This window comes from Microbacterium sp. bgisy207 (genome assembly GCF_057706855.1).
The window spans coordinates 38,323-62,130 of record NZ_JBYIPB010000007.1 but is presented as its reverse complement, the minus strand read 5'-3'; the positions used below and the strand labels follow the sequence as shown (position 1 = coordinate 62,130).

Sequence of the window (23,808 nt, the reverse complement as noted above, 5' to 3'; positions counted from 1 at the left end):
GGGGCGGGGGCGGGGGCGGGGCGGCGGCGCGGGGGGCGGGGTTAGGTGAAGGCGGAGGGCGGGGGGCAGGCGCAGACGAGGTTGCGGTCGCCGTAGGCCTGGTCGATCCGGCGCACCGGGGGCCAGTACTTCGAGCGCACCAGAGAGCGCACGGGGTACACGGCGCGCTCCCGCGAATACGGATGCTGCCAGTCGCCGGCCGCGATCGACTCGGCCGTGTGCGGCGCGTTCACGAGCGGGTTGTCGTCTGCGGGCCACTCCCCTGCCGCGACGGCATCAGCCTCGGCCTTGATCGCGATCATCGCTTCGATGAACCGCTCGAGCTCGCCGAGGTCCTCGGATTCGGTCGGCTCGACCATGAGTGTGCCCGCTACGGGGAACGACATCGTCGGCGCGTGGAAGCCGTAGTCGATGAGGCGCTTGGCCACGTCGTCGACCGTGATCCCCGTCGCCTCGCGCAGCGGGCGCAGATCCAGGATGCACTCGTGCGCGACCAGACCGTTCTCGCCCGCGTACAGCACGGGGAAGTGCGCCCGCAGCCGCGCCGCGATGTAGTTCGCGGCGAGCACGGCAGCGCCGGTCGCACGCCGAAGGCCATCGGCGCCCATCATCCGGACATACGCCCACGAGATCGGCAGAATGGACGCCGAACCGTACGGCGCGCCCGAGATCGGCCCCCCGGCGAACACCGCGCCCTCGGCATCTGCGAGCGACGGATGCCGATCCCGCTGCGCCATCGGATGCGACGGCAGGAACGGCGCGAGGTGCGCCTTTGCCGCCACCGGACCGACGCCCGGGCCGCCGCCGCCGTGCGGAATGGCGAACGTCTTGTGCAAGTTCAGGTGCGACACGTCGCCGCCGAGATCGCCCAGCCGGGCGTATCCGACGAGAGCGTTGAGGTTCGCGCCGTCGACGTAGACCTGGCCACCCGCGTCGTGCACGGCCCCCGTGATCTCGAGGACGTCGTGCTCGTACACCCCGTGCGTCGAGGGGTAGGTGATCATCAGCGCCGCGAGCGTGTCGGCGTGCTCGGCGATCTTCGCGCGCAGATCGCCGAGGTCGACGTTGCCGGCCTCGTCGCACGCGACCACGACCACCCGCATCCCGGCGAGCACCGCGGATGCCGCGTTCGTGCCGTGCGCCGACGACGGGATGAGGCACACCGTGCGCTGCTCGTCGCCGCGGGAGCGGTGGTAGCCGCGGATCGCGAGGAGACCGGCGAGCTCGCCCTGCGACCCGGCGTTGGGCTGCACCGAGACCGCGTCGTATCCGGTCACGTCGGCCAGCCAGGTCTCGAGCTGATCGATGAGCGCGAGATAGCCGTCGACGTCGGCGGCGGGGGCGAACGGATGCATCCGCGCGAACTCCGGCCACGAGACCGCCGCCATCTCGGTGGCGGCGTTGAGCTTCATCGTGCAGGACCCGAGCGGGATCATGCCGCGGTCGAGCGCGTAGTCGCGGTCGGCGAGGGTCTTCAGGTAGCGCATCATCGCCGTCTCGGACCGGTGCGCGTGGAACACCTCGTGGGTGAGGTAGGCATCCGTGCGCCGCAGCTGTTCGGGGTACAGGCGCACCGCGTCGAGTGCGGTCCACGACCAGCCCTCGGGAAGCTCGGTGGGCACGTCCCCGGCGCGGGCATCACCCGTCGCTCCGAACACCGCGAGCAGATCGGTCTCGATCGAGGGGTCCACAGCGCTGACCTCGTCGAACGAGATCCCGACCGTGCGCTCATCAGTCCGTCGCAGCAGGATGCCGAGCCCGGCAGCCGCCGACACGACGGCATCGGCATCCGCGACCCGGACCTCGAGCGTGTCGAAGAATGCCTCGGTCAGCACCTCGACCCCCCGCGCACGCAGCAGACCGGCGACGAGCGCCGTCCGCGTGTGCACGGCCTGAGCGATCAGGCGCAGCCCTTCCGGCCCGTGATACGCCGCGTACATCGCCGCCATGACCGCCAGCAGCACCTGGGCGGTGCAGATGTTGGAGGTCGCCTTCTCACGCCGGATGTGCTGCTCGCGCGTCTGCAACGAGAGCCGGTAGGCCGGATGCCCGGCGGCATCCACCGACACTCCGACCAGGCGCCCCGGGAGCTGACGCTCCAGGCCCGCCCGCACGGCGAGGTAGCCGGCGTGCGGACCGCCGAAGCCCATCGGCACCCCGAAGCGCTGCGTCGTGCCGACGGCGACATCCGCGCCCATCGAACCCGGCGAGCGCAGCAGTGTGAGGGCAAGCAGGTCCGCCGCGACGATGGCGAGCCCGCCGGGCTCGTGCACGGCGGCGATCGCGTCGGTCGGGTCCCACACCCGCCCCGAGGCACCGGGGTACTGGATGAACGCGCCGAAGGCCTCGGGAAGGGCCTCGGACGCGCCGAACCGCACCTCACGGATCTCGATCCCGAGCGCCTCGGCGCGGTGACGCAGCAGCGCGACCGTCTGCGGCAGTGCATCGGCATCGACGAGAAAGACGTTCGACGCACTCTTCGACGCCCGCCGGGCCAGCAGCATCCCTTCGACCACGGCGGTGGCCTCGTCCAGCATCGACGCGCCCGCCGTCGCCATCCCGGTGAGGTCGGTCACCATCGTCTGGAACGTGATGAGCGCCTCGAGCCGCCCCTGCGAGATCTCAGGCTGGTAGGGCGTGTACGCCGTGTACCACGAGGGGTTCTCGAAGACGTTCCGCGCAATGACGGCCGGCGTGACGGTGTCGTAGTACCCGAGCCCGATCAGTGAGCGCGAGACGCGGTTGCGCCCGGCGAGCGCGCGCAGTTCCCCCAGCGCCTCGGCCTCAGTCGCCGCGTGCGGAATCCGCGAGGACTCCAGAGATGTGGCATGGATGGATGCCGGAACCGCCGCCTCGACGAGGGCATCGACGCTCTCGTACCCGAGGGCCTCGAGCATCGCGCGCTGCGCGGCGTCGTCGGTGCCGATGTGGCGTTCGGCGAAGGAGCCGCCGGTCACGCGTCGCCGCCCGTGAGCGCCACGTACGCGTCGCGGTCCAGCAGCGCGTCGACGTCGGCGGGCGAGACCTTCAGTTTCATGAGCCACCCCGCACCGAACGGGTCGGAGTTCACGACGGACGGGTCGTCGACCGCCTCGTGATTGACGGCGAGCACCTCGCCGCTGACGGGTGCGAACAGCTCCCCCACCGATTTCGTCGACTCGATCTCGCCGCACACCTGTCCGGCCGACACGTCTGCGCCGACCTCGGGCAGTTCGAGGAACACGACGTCGCCGAGCTTCTCGGCGGCGTAGTCGGTGATCCCGATGACGGCTTCGTCGCCGTCCAGGCGCAGCCACTCGTGCTCGGCGGTGTATTTCAGGGCCGTCAGGTCGGTCATCTCTTCCTCCGGTAGAAAGGCGGGGTCGTCACGGATGCGGGAATGAGGGTGCCGCGCACGTCGATCGCGAGCACGGTGCCGGGTGCGGCGTACGCGGGGTCGACATAGGCGAGAGCGATCGGATGCCCGAGGGTCGGGCTCAGCGCGCCCGAGGTCACCTCACCGACGACGACGGGGCCCGCGGCATCCGTCGCGCCGGGACCCGCGGCATCCGTCTCGGGCACGGCGACGACCGGGTAGCCGGCCCGCCCCGCGCGACGGCCCTCGGACACGAGCCCGACGAGGACGCGAGCGTCGGCATCCGCGGCCAGCGCCCCATCCTTGCCGACGAACTCGGCCTTGCCGGCGGCGACGGCCCAGCCGAGCCCCGCCTGCGCGGGCGCCGTCGTGCGGGACAGCTCGTGGCCGTACAGCGGCATGCCGGCCTCCAGCCGCAGCGTGTCGCGGGCGGCGAGTCCCGCTGGGACGAGACCACGCGGCGCTCCCGCGGTCAACAGAGCGTCCCAGAGAGCTCCCGCCGCGCGGTGGGACACGAGCAGTTCGAAGCCGTCTTCGCCGGTGTAGCCGGTGCGCGCGAGAAAAAGTGGCTCTCCGCGGAACGACCCGGCCGCCCAGGCGTAGTAGCCGACGGCCGCGAGTGTGGGAGAGAGGTCGTCGATCCCGGGCGTCGCCTCGAGGATCTCCTGCGCTGCGGGACCCTGGACCGCCATGAGCGCCAGCTGATCGGTCACGTCCTCGATCTGTGCGGTGTCGGACGGGCCCGGGACGAAGAGAAACGACGCGGCTCCCTCGCCGCGCTCACGGGGCGCGAGGAAGGATGCCGCGACAGGCGCGCGCGCGGCGCGCTGCGCGAACGCCTCGGCGACGGCATCCCGGTTCCCGGCATTGGCGATGACCAGGTATCGGTCCTCGGCGGTGCGGTAGACGATGACATCGTCGATGATGCCGCCGTCTTCGGCGAGGACGAGCGAGTACTTCGCCTTGCCGACCCGCATGCCCGAGTGATCACCCGAAAGGGCGTAGTCGAGGAACATGCCGCTGGGCTGTCCGGTGACCAGAAACTCCGCCATATGGGAGATATCGAACAGGCCAGCCGCCTCACGCACGGCGCGGTGTTCGGCGAGGTCGGATGCGTAGCGCACGGGCATCTGCCAGCCGCCGAAGTCCGTGAAGGCGGCGCCGAGCGCGACGTGCCGATCGTGCAGCGGCGAGCGTCTCGGCTCCGGTGGTGTCGAGGCGTTCCCTGGTGGAGCGGGGTGTGACATGAGTTCTCCCGGTCGTCGGACGGGGGACGCCGTACGACGCCCGTGAACTCCCCCTCTGTCTGTGGCCTGAGAGCTTCGCCCGGCACCCGATGCACACGGATGCTGCGCTTTCACCGTCGGCGGGCATCTTCCGCCTGGCGGGAGATGTCGCTTTCCAGAGTGGCCGGACGTGCGCGGTACGCGGACCTGAGAGATTGGCGGGGAGGCTTGCTCCTTCGGTGCCCGGTGCGACCCGGGGCTCTCCCGCACCCGTCATGTGGCCGGATCTTCAGTTGCGCGGCCAGCATATCCCAGGCATGCCGCTGCGGCCGGCAACGCGCGTCACGGCGTGCACGAACCGGTGGAAACGGGCTCAGCGAGGCCCGGCGCCTGCTGCGCAAGCGGGGCGAGCACGCCCGAGGTCACCGCGTAGCCGACCTCGGCACCGTCGTCGGCGCGCGCGAACACGACTCCCGCCACCTCGCCACGGGCGGTCAGCACGGGTCCTCCCGAGTTGCCCGGCGCCACCCGCGCGCTGAGGGCATAGATCTCGCGGGTCGCTTCCCCGCGGTCATAGATGTCGGGCACACGGGCGGTGCCGACCGAGAGGACGGATGCCTGTCCGAGCGTGAACGGACCGCCGTAGGGGTAGCCGGCGACCGCCGCAGTGTCCCCCGCCGCCAGTGCGGGGGACACTGTCAGCGGTGCGGCGTCGTCGGTCTCGACCGCGACGACTGCGAGGTCCTGATCGGGATCGAACCACACGACCCGTCCCGCCTGCGCCGTGCGTCCCGGTAGTTCCATGACGATCTGCTCCATCCCGGCAACGACATGGGCGTTGGTGAGCACGCGATCGTCGGCGATGACGAAGCCCGAACCGGTCATGCCCCGCGAGCAGCTGAACGCGGTCCCCGAGATACGGGCTACGGACTGGGCTGCGGTGCTGAGCGCAGGATCGTCGAGGGCGACCGGCGGCGCGGTGGGTGCGGTCGTGGGCAGGTCCAGGAGCGTCCCCACCCGCGGGAGCGCATCGACGAACACCGCCTGTCGCAGGTGCGCCAGCGCGGCGCTGACCGGTTCGGGAGTGAGTGCATCGATGGCCGAGAGTACGCGCGAGGACGAGGTGGCCGCGGTCACCACGGGAACCCCCGACACCGCGGCGCTCTGAGCGACAAGCGAGAACGAGAGCGCTGTGACGACGACCGCGACGGCACCCCCGAACAGCCGATCGAACACGTGGAGATGCAGTTTCTCGGCGCCACGACGTAATGCGCCCCCGATCGCGCCGCCCACGATGGCACCACCGACCAGGAGCGCGATGACCCCCGCGATCAGGACCGGCCCCCGCCATTCGGATTCCGGCAGCAGCGGCGCCACGACCGGGAGCAGCCACCACACCGCGACGCCGCCCGCGGCAAGCCCCGCTGCCGCGCCGAGAATCGCCAGCACCCCACTTCCGATACCCCACGCGAGCGCGCCGAGCAGCACGATCACGACGAGAACGTCGGTGAGGATGCCCAGGACCACGTATCAAGTCTGTCCATCACCCTGAGGGATTTCTTCACACGGGTCGGAGTTGCGGTTCGGGTCAGGGTGACTCTAAGATCGTCGCAGAACTTAGGGTCACCATGACACAAACCAGCCTCGCTCCCGGTCCCCGACGGATGGCCTCCACCGATGCCATCCGCGTCGCCGTGTCGACCGTCATTTTCACGGTCCGCCGCGCGCCGGGCGAGGCATCCGCGCGCCTCATGATGCCTCTCGTGCGTCGCACTCGCGAACCCCATGAAGGACTGTGGGCGCTGCCCGGCGGGTGGCTCGACGCCGGCGAGGGGCTGGATGCCGCGGCGTCCCGCACGCTGGCGGAGACGACCGGACTCACCCCGAGCTACCTCGAACAGCTGTACGCATTCGGCGACGTTGACCGCTCCCCCACCCGAGTCGTGTCGATCGTGTACTGGGCGCTCCTACGCGCCGATGACGTGGATGCGCAGCGCGCGGCGCACGAGGCCGCTGGCGATGCTCCCGAGAACGTCGCATGGTTCGACGCGGGCGCACCGGGGGTGCTGGCGTTCGACCACAACGAGATCGTGTCGTACGCCCTCTGGCGACTTCGCAACAAGGTCGGCTACAGCCGCATCGCACACGGCCTTCTGTCCGAATTGTTCACGCTGGCCGACCTGCGTGAGGTGTACGAAGCGATCCTCGATCGGCGCCTCGACCCCGCGAATTTCCGGCGCCAGGTCGAGAACTCCGGAACCCTCATCCCCACCGACCGCTTCCGCACGGGAAGCCACCGCCCCGCCCGTCTCTACCGATACAACCAGGACGTCGAACTCGCCGACCGGGGGCCTCTAAGCCCTTCGGCGGCGGAGCTGTCCACGCTCGGCGCATGCCCGCCCGAGACCGTGGCCGGCGGCGCCCGCCGTCCCTCGCCCGAATCGAGCACCTCATGACCGCTGTCAACATCGCCCTCACCCCCCGCACCATCGACCCGTCGATCGATCACGAGATCCGCGCGATCGTGGAGGGCTCCCAACCCGGTGAGACCTGCAACACCGACCTCGCCACCGCGCCGTGGAACTTCGACGCGGTGCCCGGCTACGGTCCCGGCGCGTCCGAGCGCGACGTCATCCCTACCGGCTCGCCGCGCCAGGGCGAGCTGCCGCGCGAGTACCGCGAGGCGAGCGAGACAGAGCTCGATGCGCGCATCGTCGCGGCGAAGAAGACGCTCGGTGACCGCGTCGTCGTGCTGGGCCACTTCTACCAGCGCGAAGAGGTCGTCCGTCACGCCGACTACGTCGGGGACTCGTTCCAGCTCGCCAACGCCGCGAAAGCACGAACGGATGCCGAGGCCATCGTGTTCTGCGGCGTGCACTTCATGGCCGAGACCGCCGACCTGCTCTCGGGACCCGATCAGGCCGTCATCCTCCCCAACCTCGCGGCCGGATGCTCGATGGCCGACATGGCCTCGATCGACGAGGTCGAGCAGGCCTGGGAGGAGCTCACCGACGTCTACGGCGACCTCGACACCCCGGATACCGAGGGCCTGCTGCCGGTGATCCCGGTCACCTACATGAACTCCTCCGCCGCCATCAAGGGATTCGTCGGACGCCACCACGGCATCGTGTGCACCTCGTCGAACGCCCGGACGGTGCTCGAGTGGGCGTTCGAGCGCGGCCGTCGCGTCCTGTTCTTCCCCGACCAGCACCTGGGGCGCAACACCGCCAAGGCGATGGGCGTCCCCCTCGAGCGGATGCCGATGTGGAACCCCCGCCGACCCCTCGGCGGCAACGACGAGACAGCTCTCGAGGACGCGCGCGTCATCCTGTGGCACGGGTTCTGCTCCGTCCACCGGCGCTTCTCGGTCGCCCAGATCGACAAGGCCCGCGCCGAGCACCCGGGGGTGCGCGTCATCGTGCATCCGGAGTGCCCCATGGAGGTCGTGGACGCCGCCGACGAGTCGGGCTCGACCGACTACATCCGCAAGGCGATCGAGGCTGCCACCGAGCCGACGACCTTCGCGATCGGCACCGAGGTGAACCTCGTCCAGCGGCTCGCGGCCGAGCATCCGCAGCACGAGATCTTCTGCCTCGACCCGGTCGTGTGCCCCTGCTCGACGATGTACCGTATCCACCCCGGATACGTGGCCTGGGTGCTCGAGTCCCTCGTTGCCGGGGAGGTCGTCAACCGCATCACGGTGCCCGACGAGGTCGCCGATCCCGCCCGGGTCGCCCTCGAACGGATGCTCGCAGCCAAGCCTCCGGGAGCTCCCGCCGCTGCCTGGGAGCAGGCGTCATGACATCCCCCGCGCACGTGATCGTCGTCGGAAGCGGGATCGCGGGCCTGACTGTCGCCCTTCACGCCGCCGCCAGCGGATGCCGCGTGACCGTCGTGACCAAGGACGTGCTCGAGCACGCGAACACCCGCTACGCGCAGGGCGGGATCGCCGGGGTCATGTTCGACGACGACCGCGTGGAGGACCACATCCGCGACACCCTCGTTGCGGGCGCGGGCCTTGGTGACGAAGCCGCCGTGCGGGTGCTCGCGACCGAGGGGCCCGCCCGCATTCGCGAGCTCGTCACGCTCGGAGTCGCCTTCGACCGCGACGAGCACGGGGAGTTCCGCAAGGGCCTGGAGGCGGCACACTCCTACCCGCGCATCCTGCACTCGGGCGGGGATGCGACCGGCACCGAGATCGAGCGGGCCCTCGTTGCTGCCGTACGCGCGACGGCAGCAACCGTGATCGAACACGCCTTCCTCGTCGACCTCGTCGTGGAGGGCGGGCGCGTGCGCGGCATTCGGATCCTGCGGACCTCGCGGGACGGTCACGGGGACGCGCTCGAGACCCTGCGAGCGGATGCCGTCGTGCTGGCCACCGGCGGGATCGGCGAGCTGTTCGCGCACTCGACCAATCCCGCTGTGGCCACCGGCGACGGCATCGCCGCGGCGCTTCGCGCGGGTGCGGCGGTCGCGGATCTCGAGTTCGTCCAGTTCCACCCGACCGTGCTCGCCGCCGGCGACGCATTCCTGGTGTCCGAGGCGGTACGCGGCGAAGGCGCTGTTCTGATCGACGAGGATGGGCGCCGGTTCGTGTTCGACGATCACCCGGACGGGGAGCTTGCCCCCCGCGACGTCGTCGCCCGGGCGATCGCCCGGGTCATGCGGCAGCAGGACGGTAGGCCCGTACTGCTGGATGCCACCGGCATCCACTCGACGGATGCCGATATGCGCGCCGCGTGGCTGCGCGAGAGGTTCCCGACGATCGACGCCGCAATGCGTGAGCGGAACCTGGACTGGGCGCGGACTCCGGTGCCGGTCACCCCTGCCGCCCATTACCTCATGGGCGGGATCGTCACCGATCCCGACGGCCGCTCGTCGCTGCCGGGACTGTACGCGGTGGGCGAGGCCGCCCGCACGGGAGTCCACGGCGCGAACCGGCTCGCATCCAACTCCCTCCTCGAGGGAGCCGTCTTCGGGGCGCGCGCCGGAGACACGATCGCCGCGGATGCCGCATCCGGCGCATGGCCGCCGTTCGTCTGCCCGCCGCCCGCCCCGGCGGCGACCACCAGCTCGGCCGCGGACAGCTCGCGGCCGACATTCTCCCGCGCCGCACTGCAGGAGCTCATGTGGGAGTGCGCCTCGCTCGTCCGCGACGAAGCCGGCCTCGCACACGCCGCCGGCGTGATCGCCGGGTGGCGCTCACAGGCGCGATCTGCCCGTACCGAGCGCGAATACGAGGACGAGAATCTGCTTCTGGTCGCCGAGCACGTCGTCGCGGCGGCACGCCGACGAACAGCCTCGGCTGGGGCCCACTATCGGCGCGACGCCGAACTCGCGGCGGTGGGCTGATGCTGACGCGGCCCGAGATCGAACGCGTCGTCGCGGCGGCGCTTGCCGAGGACGCACCGTGGGGCGATGTCACGGCAGAAGCCTTCGTGCCCGCCGCAGCGCAGGCCCGAGCCGAGCTCGTCGCGCGTGAAGCCGGCACCTTCAGCGGCGGCGACGTCTTCGCTGCCGCGTTCGCCCTCACGGATGCGGCGATCGCCGTGACGGTCCATGTCGCGGACGGCGACACCTTCGCGGCCGGCGACGTGCTCGCGACCGTCACCGGTCCCGCGCGCGGTGTGCTCACGGCCGAGCGAATCGGACTCAACTTCGTGCAACGGATGTCGGGGATCGCGACGCTGACCTCGCGATATGTCGCGGCAGTCGCCGGCACGGGCGCGCGCATCGCCGACACGCGCAAGACGACCCCGGGGCTGCGCGCGATCGAACGTCACGCGGTGCGTTGTGGCGGCGGCCACAACCACCGGCACTCGCTCTCGGATGCCGTCATGGTCAAGGACAACCACCTCGCGGTCCTCACCACTGCGGGGACCTCGATCACCGACGCGCTGCGCTCGGGTATGCAGAGCGTTCCGCACACGATGCGCGTCGAGGTCGAGGTCGACCGGCTCGAGCAGATCCCGGCGGTCCTTGCCGCGGGAGTCGACATCATCATGCTCGACAACTTCGCCCTCGACGACCTGCGCACAGGCGTGGCCCTCATCGCCGGGCGGGCGGTGGTCGAAGCATCCGGCGGCGTGTCTTTGGAGACCGTCGAAGCCATCGCCGCAACCGGGGTCGACGTCGTCTCGGTCGGTGCGCTGACGCACTCGGCCCGCGCGATCGATCTCGGTCTGGACATCCGCGTCGACGCCGCGCCCGAAGCCGCCACGTCGTGAGCATCCGTTACCTCGACAACGCGGCGACAACGCCCGTGCGTCGCGAGGTCCTCGAGGCGATGACCCCGTATCTCACGTCGCACTTCGGCAACCCGTCGAGCCACCACACGATCGGCGAGCAGGCGGCTCGTGCACTGGCCGACGCCCGAGCTCGCATCGCCGCAGTCCTGGGGATGCGCTCCACCGACATCGTCTTCACCTCGGGCGCCACGGAGGCCAACAACCTCGCGATCAAAGGGGTCGCCATCGCCGCGCAACAGCGTCGTGGCGCCCGGCACATCGTGACCACCCCGATTGAACACGAGTCGGTGTTGGCCTCGATTGACTACCTCGTCCGGATCCACGGATTCGACGCGAGCCTCGTCCCCGTCGACGCGACGGGACGGGTCGACCCGACGGCGGTGGCCGACGCGCTGCGCGATGACACCGCGATCGTGAGCATCGGCTACGCGAACAACGAGATCGGCACGGTTCAGGATGTCGCGGGCCTCGTCCGGGCCGTCGGGGGACGCGCTCCGCTGCATCTGGATGCGGTGCAGGCCGCGGGCTGGCTCCCGCTGGCCGCCACCGGCGCGGACGCCGTGTCGATCGCCGGTCACAAGATCGGCGCTCCCAAGGGGATCGGTGTGCTCGGCATCCGCGCCCGCATCCCGCTCGAGCCGGTCTTGCACGGCGGCGGACAGGAGCGCGAGCGGCGCAGCGGCACGGAGAACGTTGCGGGTGCGGTCGGACTCGCGCGCGCGCTCGAGCTCGCGGAATCCGAGCGCGCCTCGGGCGCCGCGCGGGTCGCGGCGATGCGGGACGAACTGATCACCGGAGTGCTCGAGCGGATCCCGGTCGCGCGATTGACCGGCCATCCGATGCATCGCCTCCCGGGAACGGCGAGCTTCACATTCGCCGGCGTGAACGGTGAGACTGTGCTGCTCGAGCTCGAACGGCGGGGACTTGTCACCTCCAGCGGCTCCGCCTGTGCGGCGGGCAGCGACGAGGCCTCCCACGTGCTTCTCGCCCTGGGCGTCCCTCCCGACCAGGCCCGCACGGCCGTGCGCGTGACCTTCGGGCACGATGCCGAGGGCTCCGTCGCACCCATCGTGGATGCGATAGAGGCAGCGGTCGCAGCCGTAAGATCCGGGGTATGACAGACCCGGCGATCACCGTGATCGTTCCGGGCCTTGATGTGGCCCCCTACGTTCCGGCCGCGCTCGACTCGCTTCGACGTCAGACCCGCAGCGACTGGCGAGCGGTCCTCGTCGATGACGGATCAGTCGATGCGACAGGAGACCTCTTCGCGGATGCCGCAGCCCGCGATGACCGGTTCCAGGTTGTGCGGCAGCCTCGCACGCGGGGCCTCGGGGCGGCACGCAACGCAGGTCTCGATCTCGTGACGACGCCGTTCGTCGGGTTCCTGGACGCCGACGACGAGTTCACGCCCCGAGCCCTTGAGCGCATGATCGGAACACTCGAACGCACCGGGAGCGACTTCGTCATCGGCGCCTACACGCGACTGCGGCCGGAAGCCGACGGCACCTACCGCGAGGGCTCCGTCCAACCGTGGGTCGTCGCCGCAACGGCCCCGGAGCGCCACCGCGTCCGACTGAGTGAGCATCCGGCGGCGACGGGGAGCATCGTCGCCTGGGCGAAGGTCAGCCGCGCGCACGTCTGGGACACCCTGCGCTTCCCCGAGGGCCGCCTGTATGAAGACCAGGTCGTCGCGCAACGGATGCTGGTCTCGGCAACCGCGTTCGACACGATCCCCGACGTGGTGGTGCGGTGGCGGATGCGCCCCGACGGCTCCTCCATCACGCAGCGTGAGTCGGATCTCACCGTGCTCCGCGACTGCCTGGACGCGATGGCCGCCGGTCTGGAGGTCCTCGCAGACCACGACGGGGCCTACCGTGCGCGGCGAGATCTCATTCACGCGATGGACCTCCCGCGCCTTCGCGGTATCGCGGCCAACCACCCTGATCCGCAGTACCGCGACCTGCTGAGGGCGTTCGAGGCACGCCTGGATCACGTCGCCACAGATGACACCGATAGGGTGTGAACATGACTGCGAACGACGGCGCCGGCACCGGACGCGAAGACCTCGACGCGCTTCGCAAGGAGATCGACGAGTTGTCGTCGATCCCCGAGGAGCAGCTCATCTCGCCCACGCCGGCAGACCTCTTGGAGGACGAGCCCACGCCGCATCCGACCAACGCCATCGGGTCGGAGCAGTGGGACAAGTCGGTGGACGAGGAGACCCTCGACGACTGAGTCGCCTCGACGGGCGAAACTCCTTCCCCCGCTGGGGAATCGAATGTCGGCTCCGGCCGTTAGGGTGAATGCCGCCACCGAGCGTGGCTCAATGACGCCTGTGTTGTCGGTGTCTCCCCGGTGAAACCGGCTGACGACACGTGCCTGGATAGTGAGGAACCGCCCCGTGGCAGCGATCAACGCGACTCCGCAGACCGGATCGATCCCGACGCCGGCCGCAGCTCCTGCGCCGGCGTCGCGCGGCATGAATCTGCGCCCCGAGGAGAGCCGCATCATCTGGCTCCTGCTCGCCGCTGCCTTCGTCGCAATCCTGAACGAGACCACGATGGGCGTCGCGATTCCGCACCTGATCGTCGACCTCGGTATCACGGGTGTTGCCGCGCAGTGGCTGACCACAGCGTTCATGCTCACGATGGCCGTCGTCATCCCTATCAGCGGCTTCCTGCTGCAGCGCTTCACGACCCGCCAGGTGTTCCTGGCAGCGATGACCCTCTTCTCGACGGGAACCGCTGTCGCGTTCGTCGCTCCGGGCTTCGAGGTGCTCTTGGCGGCGCGCGTGATCCAGGCGTCCGGTACGGCGATCATGATGCCGCTGCTGATGACGACCCTCATGACCATCGTGCCGCCGCACGCGCGCGGGCGGATGATGGGACGCGTCAGCATCGTCATCGCCCTCGCCCCCGCGATCGGGCCTTCGCTGTCGGGACTGATCCTCGACTCGCTGGGTTGGCACTGGATCTTCGGGATCGTGCTGCCCATCTCGATCGCTGCTCTGGTGGCCGGCGCGATCTGGGTCCGCAACCTCGGTGAGACGACGCGAGCGCCGATCGACGTGCTCTCGGTGATCCTGTCGGCATTCGGATTCGGCGGTCTCGTCTACGGGCTCAGCCAGATCGGTGGCGCGGCCAGCCATGGTGGGACGGAGGCCGACGCGGCCGCAGAGGCGGGTTCGACGATGACACTGGTGATCGCAATCGCGATCGGCATCATCGCGCTCGCGCTGTTCGTGTGGCGCCAGCTCGTGCTGCAGCGCAAGGACGATGCGCTCATGGATCTGCGTGTGTTCCGTTCCCTGAACTTCTCCCTCTCGATCGCCCAGATGGGTGTGCTGTCGATGGCCTTCTTCGGCGCGATCACGGTCCTGCCGCTGTATCTCAGCCAGGCAGTCGGGGCGACGGCTCTCGAAAGCGGCCTCCTGCTGCTGCCCGGTTCGCTCGCTATGGGGTTCGCCGGACCGATCGTCGGTCGGATCTATGACGCATCCGGCACGCGAGTCCTGCTCGTGCCCGGCGCGATCCTTGCCGTGGCGGCTCTGTGGGCATACGCGACCTACGGCGCGGGCACCTCGATCTGGGTCATCCTCGTCACCCAGATCGTGCTCTCGCTCGGTCTCGCCCTCTCGTTCACGCCGCTGTTCACGGCCTCCCTCGCTTCTCTCCAGCCGCGCTTCTACTCCTACGGCTCGGCCGTGCTGGGGACTGTCCAGCAGGTGGCTGGAGCGGCGGGTGTCGCGGTCATGGTGACCACGATGTCGGCCATCGCCGCCTCCGCGGTCGAGGCGGGCGTTGCGGCAGACGAAGCCGCCGCAGCCGGGGCGCGGGGCGCCTTTCTCGTCTCGGCGATCGTGGCGCTTCCGATCCTTGTGGGCGCGTTCCTCATCCGTAAGCCCGCGGATCAGCCGGAAGGCGCCATCCCCGCGCACTGACCCCGTAGCGAGTGGGTCACTCGCGTGCAAGCCCCTGCCCCGCGCTGGTCAGGTTGCCTACCGTCGTGTGCGTACGAACTCACGCACAACTGAGTACGAACTCTCGCACAACGGAGGATCCCCATGTCGCATCTCACCGGCACCACTGTCGCGTTCCTGGTCACCGACGGCTTCGAAGACAGCGAGCTGACCTCACCGTGGGAAGCGGTGACCTCCCACGGAGCACAGGCACGCCTCGTCTCCCCCGCGGGGGACAGTGTGACGGGCAAGAACGGTCATACGCAAAGCGTCGATGTCGACAGCTCCGTTGCGAACGCTGCCGACTTCGACGCTCTGGTCCTGCCGGGCGGCGTCGTGAACGCCGATCATCTGCGCATGGATGCCGCGTCCTGCGGTTTCGCACGGGACTTCTTCGAGCAGCACAAGCCGGTGGGCGTGATCTGCCACGGCGCGTGGACCCTCATCGAGGCGAACGTCGTCGAAGGCCGCACCCTGACAAGCTACCCGAGCCTGCAGACCGACCTCCGAAATGCCGGGGCGCACTGGGTCGACGAGGAGGTCGTCGTCGACCAGGGTCTGGTCTCGAGCCGCACGCCCGACGACCTTCCGGCATTCAACGACAAGCTCGTGGAAGAGATCGGCGAGGGCACACACGCGGGCCAGACCGCCTGAGGGCAGCGCCGGTGAACGCGGCGACCGTCTTCGCCCCCTCCCCCAGCCTCACCGTCACGATCGAGAGCCACGCCTCGGGCGATGACATCCACCTCCACGCGGGAGGCCAGGGCGTGTGGCAGGCCCGGATGCTGACTCTGCTCGGTGTGGACGTCACGCTGTGCGCACTTCTGAGCGGGGAGAGCGGTCTCGTGATCCGCACACTCCTCGAGCGGGAGGGGATCACCGTCGAAGCTGTCGTCCGCGGCGACCACGGGGGCGCGTACGTGCACGACCGACGGGACGGGGAGCGCCGCACGATCGCCGAGCAGCACGCGACAGCACCCGGCCGTCACGAGATGGACGAGCTGTACTCGCTCGCGCTGAGCCGAGGTATCGAGAGCGGGCTCGCCGTCCTCAGCGGCCCGCCGCACGACGAGATCCCCGCGGAGATCTACCATCGGCTCGCCTCCGATCTGCGGCGGGGTGGAGCAACAGTCGTCGTCGATCTCGCGGGTCCACGACTCGATGCCGCGCTGCGCGGGGGTGTGAGTGTTCTGAAGATCAGCGACGAGGAGCTCGCAGCTACCGAGGCGCGCGGTTCAGCGGCCACGGTCACCGAGCGCCTGCACGAGCTGCGCGCGCGCGGCGCGCAGACGGTCATCCTCACCCGGGCCAGCGAACCGGCGCTTCTGCTGGACGCCGAGGGACTCGCGGAGATCTCTGTGCCGCGATTCGAGATCGCCGATCACCGCGGCGCGGGCGACTCCCTCACTGCCGGCGTAGTGGCTGGCATTGCGCGTGGTGAGACCATCCGCGATGCCCTCACGCTGGGCGCCGCAGCCGGCGCGCTCAATGTCACGCGACACGGCTTGGGGACGGGGCACCGCGATGCGATCGAGGGGCTTCGCGAGCACGTGAGCGTTCGCGCGCTCGAGTCCGCTCACACCCCCGCCGATGGCCGCGTTACGCCCGACGAACTCGCTTCCATGACAACCCCCGAAGACACCGCGAACGGGGCGCAGTCCAATGACACGCATCCTGATCACGAACGATGACGGCATCGACGCTGCGGGGCTCGCTCCCCTCGCACGCCGTTTTCGTCGAGTCGGATTCGATCCGGTGATCGCAGCGCCCGCGGCTCAGTCCAGCGGATCGAGCGCGTCGATCATGGCGGCGCGGTCCGATGGGCGCATCCGAGTCGACCGGCGTGAGCTCGCTGGCGCCGACGGTGTGCCGGCGCACGCGGTGCACGCAGGACCGGGTCTGATCGCACTCATTGCCGCCCGTGGCGCGTTCGGGACACCTCCGGACATCGTGATCTCGGGGGTCAATCACGGCGCGAACGTCGGACGTGCCGTGATCCACTCCGGGACGGTCGGCGCAGCGCTCACCGGGGGCTTGCACGGCGCCCGGGCGATCGCGGTGTCGTTGGATGTCGGGCTGGCGCCCAAGACGTTCGCGTGGGAGACCGCTGTCTCCGTTGTGGACGACCTGTTGCCGCACCTGATGGCCGAGCCGGTCGGCACGATCCTGAACGTGAACGTCCCCAACCGGGAACATCCACTCGGGGTGGTCGAGGCTGCCCTCGCGCCATTCGGCATCGTTCAGACGACCCTCGCAGAGCGCGACGAGCACCACATCAGCCTGGCGGTCGAGGATCTCCCGAACACGCCTGAGCCCGGGACGGATGCCGCGCTGCTGGCCGCCGGGTGGGTGACCGTCACGAGCCTCGCGTCCGTCACGGGCGTTCCTCTGACCCGCGGCCTGTCTCACGGGTGATCACGCGGGATCCGCTCAGGTGAGCGAGGGATCGTCCGTTCCGTGCCGGTGGAGGTACTCAGCGGCGTTCTGCCGCCGCTGTGCGAGAACGCGCACGGCCTGCGCTCGGTCCGCGTCATCGTCACGGCAGCGCTCGAGAACGTCGGCGGCGAGGGTGAAGCGGTCCATCCGGTTCTGCAGCAACATGTCGAACGGCGTCGTCGTCGACCCCCGCTCCTGGTAGCCCCGAATCGTGACGCCCCCGGTGAGCGGCCGATCGAACAGCAGTTCCCTGATCAGATGCGGGTAGCCATGGAAGGCGAACACCACAGGGATGCCGACGCCGAAGAGGGCCGCGAACGCATCGTCGTCCAGGCTCTGGGGCTCACCCGGTCGAAGCCGCAGCAGGTCGACGACGTTGACGACCCGCACCCGGATAGCGGGAGCAACGTCCCGCAGCAACGCCGTGGCGGCTACCGCTTCCTGGGCGGGGACGTCTCCGGCGCAGGCGAGGACCACGTCGGGGTCGTCGGCGTCACCGTCCGGCGCGTCGTCATCCCTCGCGGTGGACAGGATGCCGGCGCCGTCCTCGACGAGCCGACGCGCGGCCTCGAGCGAGAACCACTGCGTTTCGGGGTGCTTCCCCGCCACAATGACATTGATCCGGCCCGGTTCGGTCACCGCGCGCTCCATCGTCGCCAGCAGGGTGTTGGCGTCGGCGGGAAGCGAAAGCCGCACGATGTCGGAGCTCTTGCGAGCGGCGAGGTCGAGGAACCCCGGGTCCTGGTGAGTGAACCCGTTGTGGTCCTGACGCCAGACATGACTGGTGAGCAGGTACGTGAAGCTCGCGAGCGGCGCGCGCCACGGGTAGGTGTCCGCAGCTTCGAGCCACTTGGCGTACTGGTTGAACATCGAGTCGACGACATGGACGAAGGCCTCGTACGAGGTGAAGAGGCCATGACGGCCCGTCAGGAGGTAGCCTTCGAGCCACCCCTGGCACAGATGTTCGCTGAGCACCTCCAGCACCCGGCCGTGCGTCGCCAGGTCCTGATCGACCTCCCGGTGACCCTCGTTCCATTGCTTCGCGGTGGCCGACAGTACCCCCTGGGCAAGCCGATTGGAGCGCAACTCGTCGGCGGCGAAGATACGGAAGTCTCGGGGATTTGCTCTCAGCAGGTCGCCGAGCCAGTCCCCCAGGACCGTCGTCGCCGACGCCTCCGAGCCGCTCGGCCCTGCGTCAACGGCCTCCTGGGCAAGAGCAGGGACGGTGAGCTCTCGTCGTCGCAGACCGCCGTTGGCCCGGGGCGTGCCGCTCATCGTCGCCTCCATCGGCCCGGGCACGAGCGCGCGCACCGCGAGCGCGGGCGTGCCCCGCTCGTCGAAGAGCTCTTCCGGACGGTACGAGCGCAGCCACCGCTCCAGCAGCGCCAGCCGCTCCGGCGAGGAGGCGACGTCCTCCAGGGGAACCTGGTGCGACCGCCAGGTCCCCTCGACGGGCTCGCCGTCGACCTCGTCCGGTCCGGTCCACCCCTTGCGTGTCCGCAGGACGATCATGGGCCAGCGCGGCGGAGGGGATGTCGGTGCGCCCCCACCTCGCGCGCGACGCTGGATCTGCGCGATGAGGTCGAATGCACGGTCCATCGCGTGCGCGAGCACGCCGTGGGTCTCGCGCGAGTCGGCCGCGTCGCGAAGGTCGACGACGATCGGTTCATGCCCATGACCGCTCATGAGATCGCGCAGCTGATGCTCGGGCATCCGATCCATCACGGTGGGGTTGTCGATCTTCCAGCCGTTGAGATGCACGATCGGCAGCACGGCACCGTCGGTGCGCGGGTCGAGGAACCCCGTCGACTGCCACGACGCCGACAGCGCGGCGGTCTCGGCTTCACCATCGCCGATCACGCACGCCACGACGAGATCGGGATCGTCCAGGGCCGCACCATAGGCGTGCACCAGCGAGTACCCGAGTTCCCCGCCTTCCTGGATGGACCCGGGAACGTGCGGGGACGTGTGGCTGGGGATACCGCCGGGCGCCGAGAACTGCGCGAACAGGCGGCGCATTCCCTCCTCCGTCCGGGGCGTGTCCGGGTAGGTTGCACTCCAGGTGCCGTCGAGCCAACTTGCCGCGTTCAGGGCGGGACCGCCGTGCCCGGGTCCTGCGATGAAGAGGATCTCCGCCCCGCGCTCCACGATCACCCGGTTCAGGTGGGCGTAGACAAGAGTCAAGCCGGGGACGGTGCCGAAGTGCCCGAGAAGCCGCGGTTTGATGTCGGCCGGCGTGAGAGGCCGGCGAAGCAGCGGGTTCTCGCGCAGATAGATCTGCCCGGCGCTCAGGTACGTGGCCGCTCGCCACCACGCGTCGAGCCTGGCGAAGACATCCGTCCCGTCCTGCTCAGCGATCGTCGCCAGAACTCCACTCGCCATTGCCTGCCACCTCGACATCGTCGTCCGGAACCGGGATGAGGGCGATCGGCACCCCCGGAGAAAGCAAGAGATACGCCTCGCGGCGCATGCCCTCACCGTCGTTCACTCGGAGCCAACTCGACCCGTCGGCGATCCCGTCGGCGACCTCCTGGCGCACCTCCTCGAACTCTCTTCCGCCGACGCTGTAGAGCTCTCCGCCGTAGACGATGTCAATGCGCTTCATGGTTCCCTCCGGGCACGGGGTCGCCTTCCTTCGGTTCGGGCACGACGTACAAGCCGGATGGAGAGTTGGCCGTGTACGCAAGGGCATCGACCCACGCCATGTTCAGCTGCGGACGCCTACCGCCATAGAACTTGTAGACCAGTGAGCACCGCGGGTGGACCCACACCGTGGTGCGGCCGTTGCCGATGCTCGCGTCGTCCTTCCACGTGAAGTGGAAGGCCTCGTTGCGTCTGAGCTTCGTCCCGATGACCACCTGCAGGTGAGCCAACGTCCGATCATCGAAATCGACCTTGACGTTTCCGTCGTAAATGAACTTTCCCATTCCGCTTCTTCTCCCATTGGTGGATGCAGCCCGACGTATCGGGACGCCCCGTGGTGCGGATCTGGTTGACCGTCGCACGGCAAGCGCCGGCGCGCGAGGGTCTTGACCAGGACCCCCGGGACCCCCTATGGCACTGTTCGGACCACTCGTTTCCCGCGGACGATGGCACGCTCCTGGCTAGCGCGCAACCCCCGAACTACTCGACTGTCCCCGGCGTACCGTCACGTCTTGACACGGGGAGGTCTCATGTCCGATTCTAGCCGCTCGTTCTCGCCCGCACAGGTGGCGCGGAACATCCAGCGGATCGTCGCGATCACCGTGGCGGCGTGGCTGGCCGCTGCGGCCTTCGCGGGTATCCTGCCCGGCGCCACGGTCTTCCTCGGGCTCCTCAGCGCCGACCCTCCCCTGACGCTGGCCCGCATCGTCCTCGTCGTCATGCTCCTTGACGGGCTCCGCCGCCCGCCATCCTCGCTGCGTGTCCGCCTCCGGCTCGTCGCGATTGTCGCCGGCGCCTTGGCCGCGATCACGCTCGTGGACCCCCACGGGTTCGGGACACTCGCCCATGGGGTTGCGCTGCCCGAGGTCGCCGTTACCGCGGCCCTCTCGGCGGTATGCCTGGCCACCTCGCTCGTTGAGGAAGGTGACCTCCCCGACGACGTGCTCCCGCGGTGATGCGCTAGCCGGGTCAAGCGGAATGGTCAAGTCCCTGCGCGAGGCCTTCCGACCGGTCATATCGTCGCCCCGTGACTTCACACGACACCCCCCAGGACCCTCGGACCGCCCACACCGCCGACGACTTCCCCGAGCAGGAACAGCAACAGCCCGGGCTGGAGACCGAGATGGCCCCGGTCCCCGACCACGGCGAGCAGACCTACGTCGGGCACGGCCGGCTCGCTGGCCGTCGCGCCCTCATCACCGGCGGCGACTCGGGGATCGGCCGCGCGGTCGCGATCGCGTTTGCTCGCGAGGGAGCCGATGTCGCCATCGCGTCGTTGCCGGAGGAGCACGAGGATGCCGAGCAGACCGTGTCCCTCGTTCGAGACGCAGGAGTGCGCGCGGCGTCGTTCAGCGGTGATGTGCGCGACGAGGCGTTCGCGGAGGAGATCGTCGCCGACACCGTCACCGAGTTCGGCGGAATCGACATCCTGGTCCTGAACGCCGCGTACCAGCGTGACCGCGACAGCCTCGCGGATCTCGAGACGGCAGAGTTCGATCGGACGTTCCGCACGAACCTCTACGGGATGCTCTTTTCCGCGCGGGCCGCCATGGCGCACCTGGGGGCGGGGTCGGCGATCATCGTCACCTCGTCCATTCAGGCCTTCGATCCGTCGCCCGGCCTCGTGGACTACGCGATGACGAAAGCGGCGCAGGTTGCCTTCGTGCGGGCCATGGCACAGGAGCTCGGGCCACGCGGCATCCGGGTCAATGCTGTTGCCCCGGGTCCGATCTGGACGCCCCTGATTCCGGCGACGGATTTCGACGAGGAGAAGCTCACGACCTTCGGAAGCGACACCCCGCTCGGCCGTGCGGGACAGCCCGCGGAGCTCGCAGGGATCTACGTGTACCTGGCCAGCGACGACGCGTCGTACGTGTCAGGCGGTGTCTTCCCCGTGACGGGAGGACGAGCACTGTAACGGGGGACGCGGAAACCGCACCCGTCTCCGCCATCCGTGGCCGGACGGCCACCGACAGAGAAGAGGACATCATGCCTGGACGTCGGAACTCGAGTCTGAAGGATCCCGACCTGTACGAGGAGCTGCGCGACGACGGCGCCTCGAAGCAGAAGGCAGCACGGATCTCCAACGCGGCAGCCAATCGCGGTCGCTCAGACGTCGGTCGAAAGGGCGGCGAGTCAGGAAGCTACGAGGACTGGACCGTCGATGAGCTGAAGAAGCGCGCGAAGGAGCTGGGGCTTTCCGGCTACTCGTCGTTGCGCAAGGGCGAACTCATCGACGCGCTGCGGAACCACTGAGATTGGGCACGGTCTTCACGACCGCGCCCAACACCGCCGCAAGCAGCGACACGAGTTCGGTCGCGAGAACCCCGAGCACCGTGATGATCGCGGCGATGACGCCTGCCCAGATTCCGGCGGTTCGGAGTGCCTTCATGTGCCCAGGCTAGCGCGCTGTCAGTGTGCAGGCGCCGCTACGCCGTCTTCTCGGCGGTGTCAATCCCCGGGGAGAGAGACGCTTCGCGGCTCTACGGTCGCTCTATTGCCCACTTCTCCGGCCGCGTTTCGCGACCGGAGACCGCCCGGAAGCAAGGAGAATCATGCGAGCACCGCGGACCCTGGCGCTGGCTGTCGCCGGACTGACGACGGCCGCGCTGACCCTCTCGAGCTGCGCGGTCGGCACGGCGGGCGCCGGAGATGACAATGCCTCGTACGACAGGGATGCCGAGCTGTCCGGCGAACTGAGTGTCATGGGGTTCTCCGGGGTGGACGAGGTGGCAACGTCGCGCCTCGAGTACACGAAGGGGCTCCTCAGCGGCGTGAATGTCTCGCTCATCGAGGGAGAACTGGACATGCAGCAGTTCCTCTCCGCGGTCGCTACCGGGTCCCCGCCTGCCATCGTCTACGCCAATCGTGATCAGATCGGCTCGCTGGCGGCGCGGGGAGCCATTCTGCCTCTCGACCGTTGTATCGAGGGTGAGCAGATCCCCACCGACTCCTACGTGGATGCGGCGCTGGAGCAGGTCACACTGGGCGGGCAGGTCTACGGGATTCCCGAGTTCAACTCCGTGCAGGTCACGATGGCCAATTCGGCTCTGCTCGAGCAGGCGGGGCTCTCGATCGAGGACGTGAACGGATCCGACTGGGACGCCGTCACGGCCGCGACGGAGACTCTCACGCGCGGCACCGGTGGTTCGCTCAGCGTCATCGGCTTCGACAGCAAACTGCCCGAGTTCTTCCCCCTGTGGGCACGGGCTAACGGGGCGCCGCTGATCTCTGACGATGGCCGAACCGCGATGCTCGACGATCCCGCGGCCGTCGAAGCTCTCGAGTGGGCTGCCGGGATCTACGACGCTCAAGGCGGGTTCAGCGCCGTCAAGGCGTACCGTGACTCGGCGGACTTCTTCGGCAGCGGCAACCAGTTCGCCAGCGGCACGCTCGGGGCGATGCCCATGGAGCAGTGGTACATCAACGTGCTCAACGATGTGTCCCCGGACGCTCCGATGACCTTCGATGCGGTGCGCGACCGCACGGGAGAGCCGCTTGCCTACGCGTCGGGCTCGGCCTGGGCGATCCCTGCGGGCGCCGAGAACCCCGAGGCGGCGTGCCGATTCGCGCGCGGCATGACCTCTCTCGACGCGTGGATGGCCGCGGCCGACGCACGGTTGACGGCGCGCGAGGCGGAGGGGAAGCCATTCACCGGAATCCTCACCGGAAACGCTGAGGCGGATGCGGCGATCCGAGAGCTGACGACGTCCGCGGGGGAACCCTGGGACTCGGGCATCGACGCGATGTACGACGCGAATGACCACACCTTCTCGCTCCCGGCCAACCCCGCCGACGCCGAGTTCGAAACTGCCCTGTTCGACGCGATCAACCGTGTCCTGAACGATCAGGCTGAGCCGGCCGACGCTCTCGCGCAAGCTCAGCGGACCGCGCAGGACGCACTGGACGCGGGATGGGCTGCGATCGACGGGGAGCAGTGAG

23 protein-coding genes and 2 riboswitches are annotated in these 23,808 nt (G+C 69.4%); of the genes, 15 read left to right on the top strand and 8 right to left on the bottom strand.

The genetic code is table 11. The annotated features are described in order from the left end of the window. Nucleotides 1-41 precede the first annotated feature (41 nt). The 4 genes from gcvP to AC3ENO_RS08215 form a co-directional block, all read right to left on the bottom strand. Nucleotides 42-2,897: an aminomethyl-transferring glycine dehydrogenase gene (gcvP, locus tag AC3ENO_RS08230; protein WP_434970309.1), complete on the bottom strand. Its 2,856-nt coding sequence runs from the start codon at nucleotides 2,895-2,897 to the stop codon at nucleotides 42-44. Nucleotides 2,898-2,953: 56 nt separating this feature from the next. Next, entirely contained in the window at nucleotides 2,954-3,337 is a 384-nt protein-coding gene (gene gcvH, locus AC3ENO_RS08225) for a glycine cleavage system protein GcvH (protein WP_434970160.1), read from the bottom strand. After that, nucleotides 3,334-4,602, bottom strand: a complete 1,269-nt coding sequence (locus AC3ENO_RS08220) for a glycine cleavage system aminomethyltransferase GcvT (RefSeq protein ID WP_434970159.1) — start codon at nucleotides 4,600-4,602, stop codon at nucleotides 3,334-3,336. The genes gcvH and AC3ENO_RS08220 overlap by 4 nt, the downstream gene beginning before the upstream one ends. A gap of 48 nt (nucleotides 4,603-4,650) precedes the next feature. Then, a riboswitch (glycine riboswitch) is annotated at nucleotides 4,651-4,765 on the bottom strand. Between the two features lies 1 nt (nucleotide 4,766). Continuing rightward, nucleotides 4,767-4,858, bottom strand: a riboswitch (glycine riboswitch). 65 nt (nucleotides 4,859-4,923) lie between these two features. After that, nucleotides 4,924-6,108 (bottom strand): MarP family serine protease, encoded by a 1,185-nt coding sequence (locus AC3ENO_RS08215; RefSeq protein WP_434970158.1) that lies wholly within the window; start codon nucleotides 6,106-6,108, stop codon nucleotides 4,924-4,926. Between the two features lie 137 nt (nucleotides 6,109-6,245). On the opposite strand from AC3ENO_RS08215, the gene AC3ENO_RS08210 reads away from it, so the two are divergent. From AC3ENO_RS08210 to surE, 11 genes are all read left to right on the top strand, one after another. Beyond that, complete coding sequence (locus AC3ENO_RS08210; RefSeq protein WP_434970308.1) at nucleotides 6,246-7,037, top strand: NUDIX hydrolase; 792 nt, start codon at nucleotides 6,246-6,248, stop codon at nucleotides 7,035-7,037. Beyond that, complete coding sequence (nadA, locus tag AC3ENO_RS08205; protein WP_434970157.1) at nucleotides 7,034-8,383, top strand: quinolinate synthase NadA; 1,350 nt, start codon at nucleotides 7,034-7,036, stop codon at nucleotides 8,381-8,383. Before AC3ENO_RS08210 ends, nadA begins: the two co-directional genes overlap by 4 nt. Then, the gene (gene nadB / locus AC3ENO_RS08200; RefSeq protein WP_434970156.1) at nucleotides 8,380-9,933 is read left to right on the top strand and encodes an L-aspartate oxidase; all 1,554 of its coding nucleotides are present in this window, start codon (nucleotides 8,380-8,382) and stop codon (nucleotides 9,931-9,933) included. The genes nadA and nadB overlap by 4 nt, the downstream gene beginning before the upstream one ends. Further along, complete coding sequence (nadC, locus tag AC3ENO_RS08195; RefSeq protein ID WP_434970155.1) at nucleotides 9,933-10,808, top strand: carboxylating nicotinate-nucleotide diphosphorylase; 876 nt, start codon at nucleotides 9,933-9,935, stop codon at nucleotides 10,806-10,808. The genes nadB and nadC overlap by 1 nt, the downstream gene beginning before the upstream one ends. Nucleotides 10,809-10,810: 2 nt before the next feature. Beyond that, a complete protein-coding gene (locus AC3ENO_RS08190; protein WP_434970307.1) occupies nucleotides 10,811-11,947 on the top strand; it encodes a cysteine desulfurase family protein in 1,137 nt (378 codons plus the stop codon). Beyond that, nucleotides 11,944-12,852, top strand: coding sequence for a glycosyltransferase family 2 protein (locus AC3ENO_RS08185; RefSeq protein ID WP_434970154.1), 909 nt, complete (start codon nucleotides 11,944-11,946; stop codon nucleotides 12,850-12,852). Before AC3ENO_RS08190 ends, AC3ENO_RS08185 begins: the two co-directional genes overlap by 4 nt. A 2-nt stretch (nucleotides 12,853-12,854) precedes the next feature. Further along, a complete protein-coding gene (locus AC3ENO_RS08180; RefSeq protein WP_434970153.1) occupies nucleotides 12,855-13,064 on the top strand; it encodes a hypothetical protein in 210 nt (69 codons plus the stop codon). Between the two features lie 166 nt (nucleotides 13,065-13,230). Next, entirely contained in the window at nucleotides 13,231-14,769 is a 1,539-nt protein-coding gene (locus tag AC3ENO_RS08175; protein WP_434970152.1) for a DHA2 family efflux MFS transporter permease subunit, read from the top strand. Nucleotides 14,770-14,892: 123 nt separating this feature from the next. After that, nucleotides 14,893-15,441, top strand: coding sequence for a type 1 glutamine amidotransferase domain-containing protein (locus tag AC3ENO_RS08170; protein ID WP_434970151.1), 549 nt, complete (start codon nucleotides 14,893-14,895; stop codon nucleotides 15,439-15,441). Nucleotides 15,442-15,452: 11 nt separating this feature from the next. Next, a complete protein-coding gene (locus AC3ENO_RS08165) occupies nucleotides 15,453-16,478 on the top strand; it encodes a PfkB family carbohydrate kinase (protein ID WP_434970150.1) in 1,026 nt (341 codons plus the stop codon). Further along, a complete protein-coding gene (gene surE / locus AC3ENO_RS08160) occupies nucleotides 16,450-17,202 on the top strand; it encodes a 5'/3'-nucleotidase SurE (RefSeq protein ID WP_434970149.1) in 753 nt (250 codons plus the stop codon). The genes AC3ENO_RS08165 and surE overlap by 29 nt, the downstream gene beginning before the upstream one ends. 15 nt (nucleotides 17,203-17,217) lie before the next feature. Here the strand turns inward: surE and AC3ENO_RS08155 are convergent, their stop codons facing one another. Genes AC3ENO_RS08155 through AC3ENO_RS08145 form a run of 3 tightly spaced genes read right to left on the bottom strand, consistent with a single transcriptional unit; the run spans nucleotide 17,218 to nucleotide 20,150 of the window. Further along, nucleotides 17,218-19,605: a phosphoketolase family protein gene (locus AC3ENO_RS08155; protein ID WP_434970148.1), complete on the bottom strand. Its 2,388-nt coding sequence runs from the start codon at nucleotides 19,603-19,605 to the stop codon at nucleotides 17,218-17,220. Continuing rightward, the gene (locus AC3ENO_RS08150; RefSeq protein WP_434970147.1) at nucleotides 19,574-19,828 is read right to left on the bottom strand and encodes a hypothetical protein; all 255 of its coding nucleotides are present in this window, start codon (nucleotides 19,826-19,828) and stop codon (nucleotides 19,574-19,576) included. Before AC3ENO_RS08150 ends, AC3ENO_RS08155 begins: the two co-directional genes overlap by 32 nt. Beyond that, nucleotides 19,815-20,150 (bottom strand): DUF7882 family protein, encoded by a 336-nt coding sequence (locus AC3ENO_RS08145; RefSeq protein WP_434970146.1) that lies wholly within the window; start codon nucleotides 20,148-20,150, stop codon nucleotides 19,815-19,817. The genes AC3ENO_RS08150 and AC3ENO_RS08145 overlap by 14 nt, the downstream gene beginning before the upstream one ends. Nucleotides 20,151-20,396: 246 nt before the next feature. Here AC3ENO_RS08145 and AC3ENO_RS08140 point away from each other — a divergent pair, with 246 nt between their 5' ends. The 3 genes from AC3ENO_RS08140 (at nucleotide 20,397) to AC3ENO_RS08130 (ending at nucleotide 22,122) form a co-directional block, all read left to right on the top strand. Further along, a complete protein-coding gene (locus tag AC3ENO_RS08140; RefSeq protein WP_434970145.1) occupies nucleotides 20,397-20,822 on the top strand; it encodes a hypothetical protein in 426 nt (141 codons plus the stop codon). Between the two features lie 71 nt (nucleotides 20,823-20,893). After that, nucleotides 20,894-21,784: an SDR family oxidoreductase gene (locus tag AC3ENO_RS08135; protein ID WP_434970144.1), complete on the top strand. Its 891-nt coding sequence runs from the start codon at nucleotides 20,894-20,896 to the stop codon at nucleotides 21,782-21,784. A gap of 71 nt (nucleotides 21,785-21,855) precedes the next feature. Next, a complete protein-coding gene (locus AC3ENO_RS08130) occupies nucleotides 21,856-22,122 on the top strand; it encodes a DUF7218 family protein (RefSeq protein WP_434970143.1) in 267 nt (88 codons plus the stop codon). On the opposite strand, the gene AC3ENO_RS08125 is transcribed toward AC3ENO_RS08130, so the two are convergent. Then, nucleotides 22,097-22,258, bottom strand: coding sequence for a hypothetical protein (locus AC3ENO_RS08125; protein WP_434970142.1), 162 nt, complete (start codon nucleotides 22,256-22,258; stop codon nucleotides 22,097-22,099). The two genes, AC3ENO_RS08130 and AC3ENO_RS08125, sit on opposite strands and share 26 nt — an antisense overlap. 163 nt (nucleotides 22,259-22,421) lie before the next feature. Here AC3ENO_RS08125 and AC3ENO_RS08120 point away from each other — a divergent pair, with 163 nt between their 5' ends. Further along, complete coding sequence (locus AC3ENO_RS08120) at nucleotides 22,422-23,807, top strand: ABC transporter substrate-binding protein (RefSeq protein ID WP_434970141.1); 1,386 nt, start codon at nucleotides 22,422-22,424, stop codon at nucleotides 23,805-23,807. The last annotated feature ends 1 nt before the right edge of the window (nucleotide 23,808 follow it).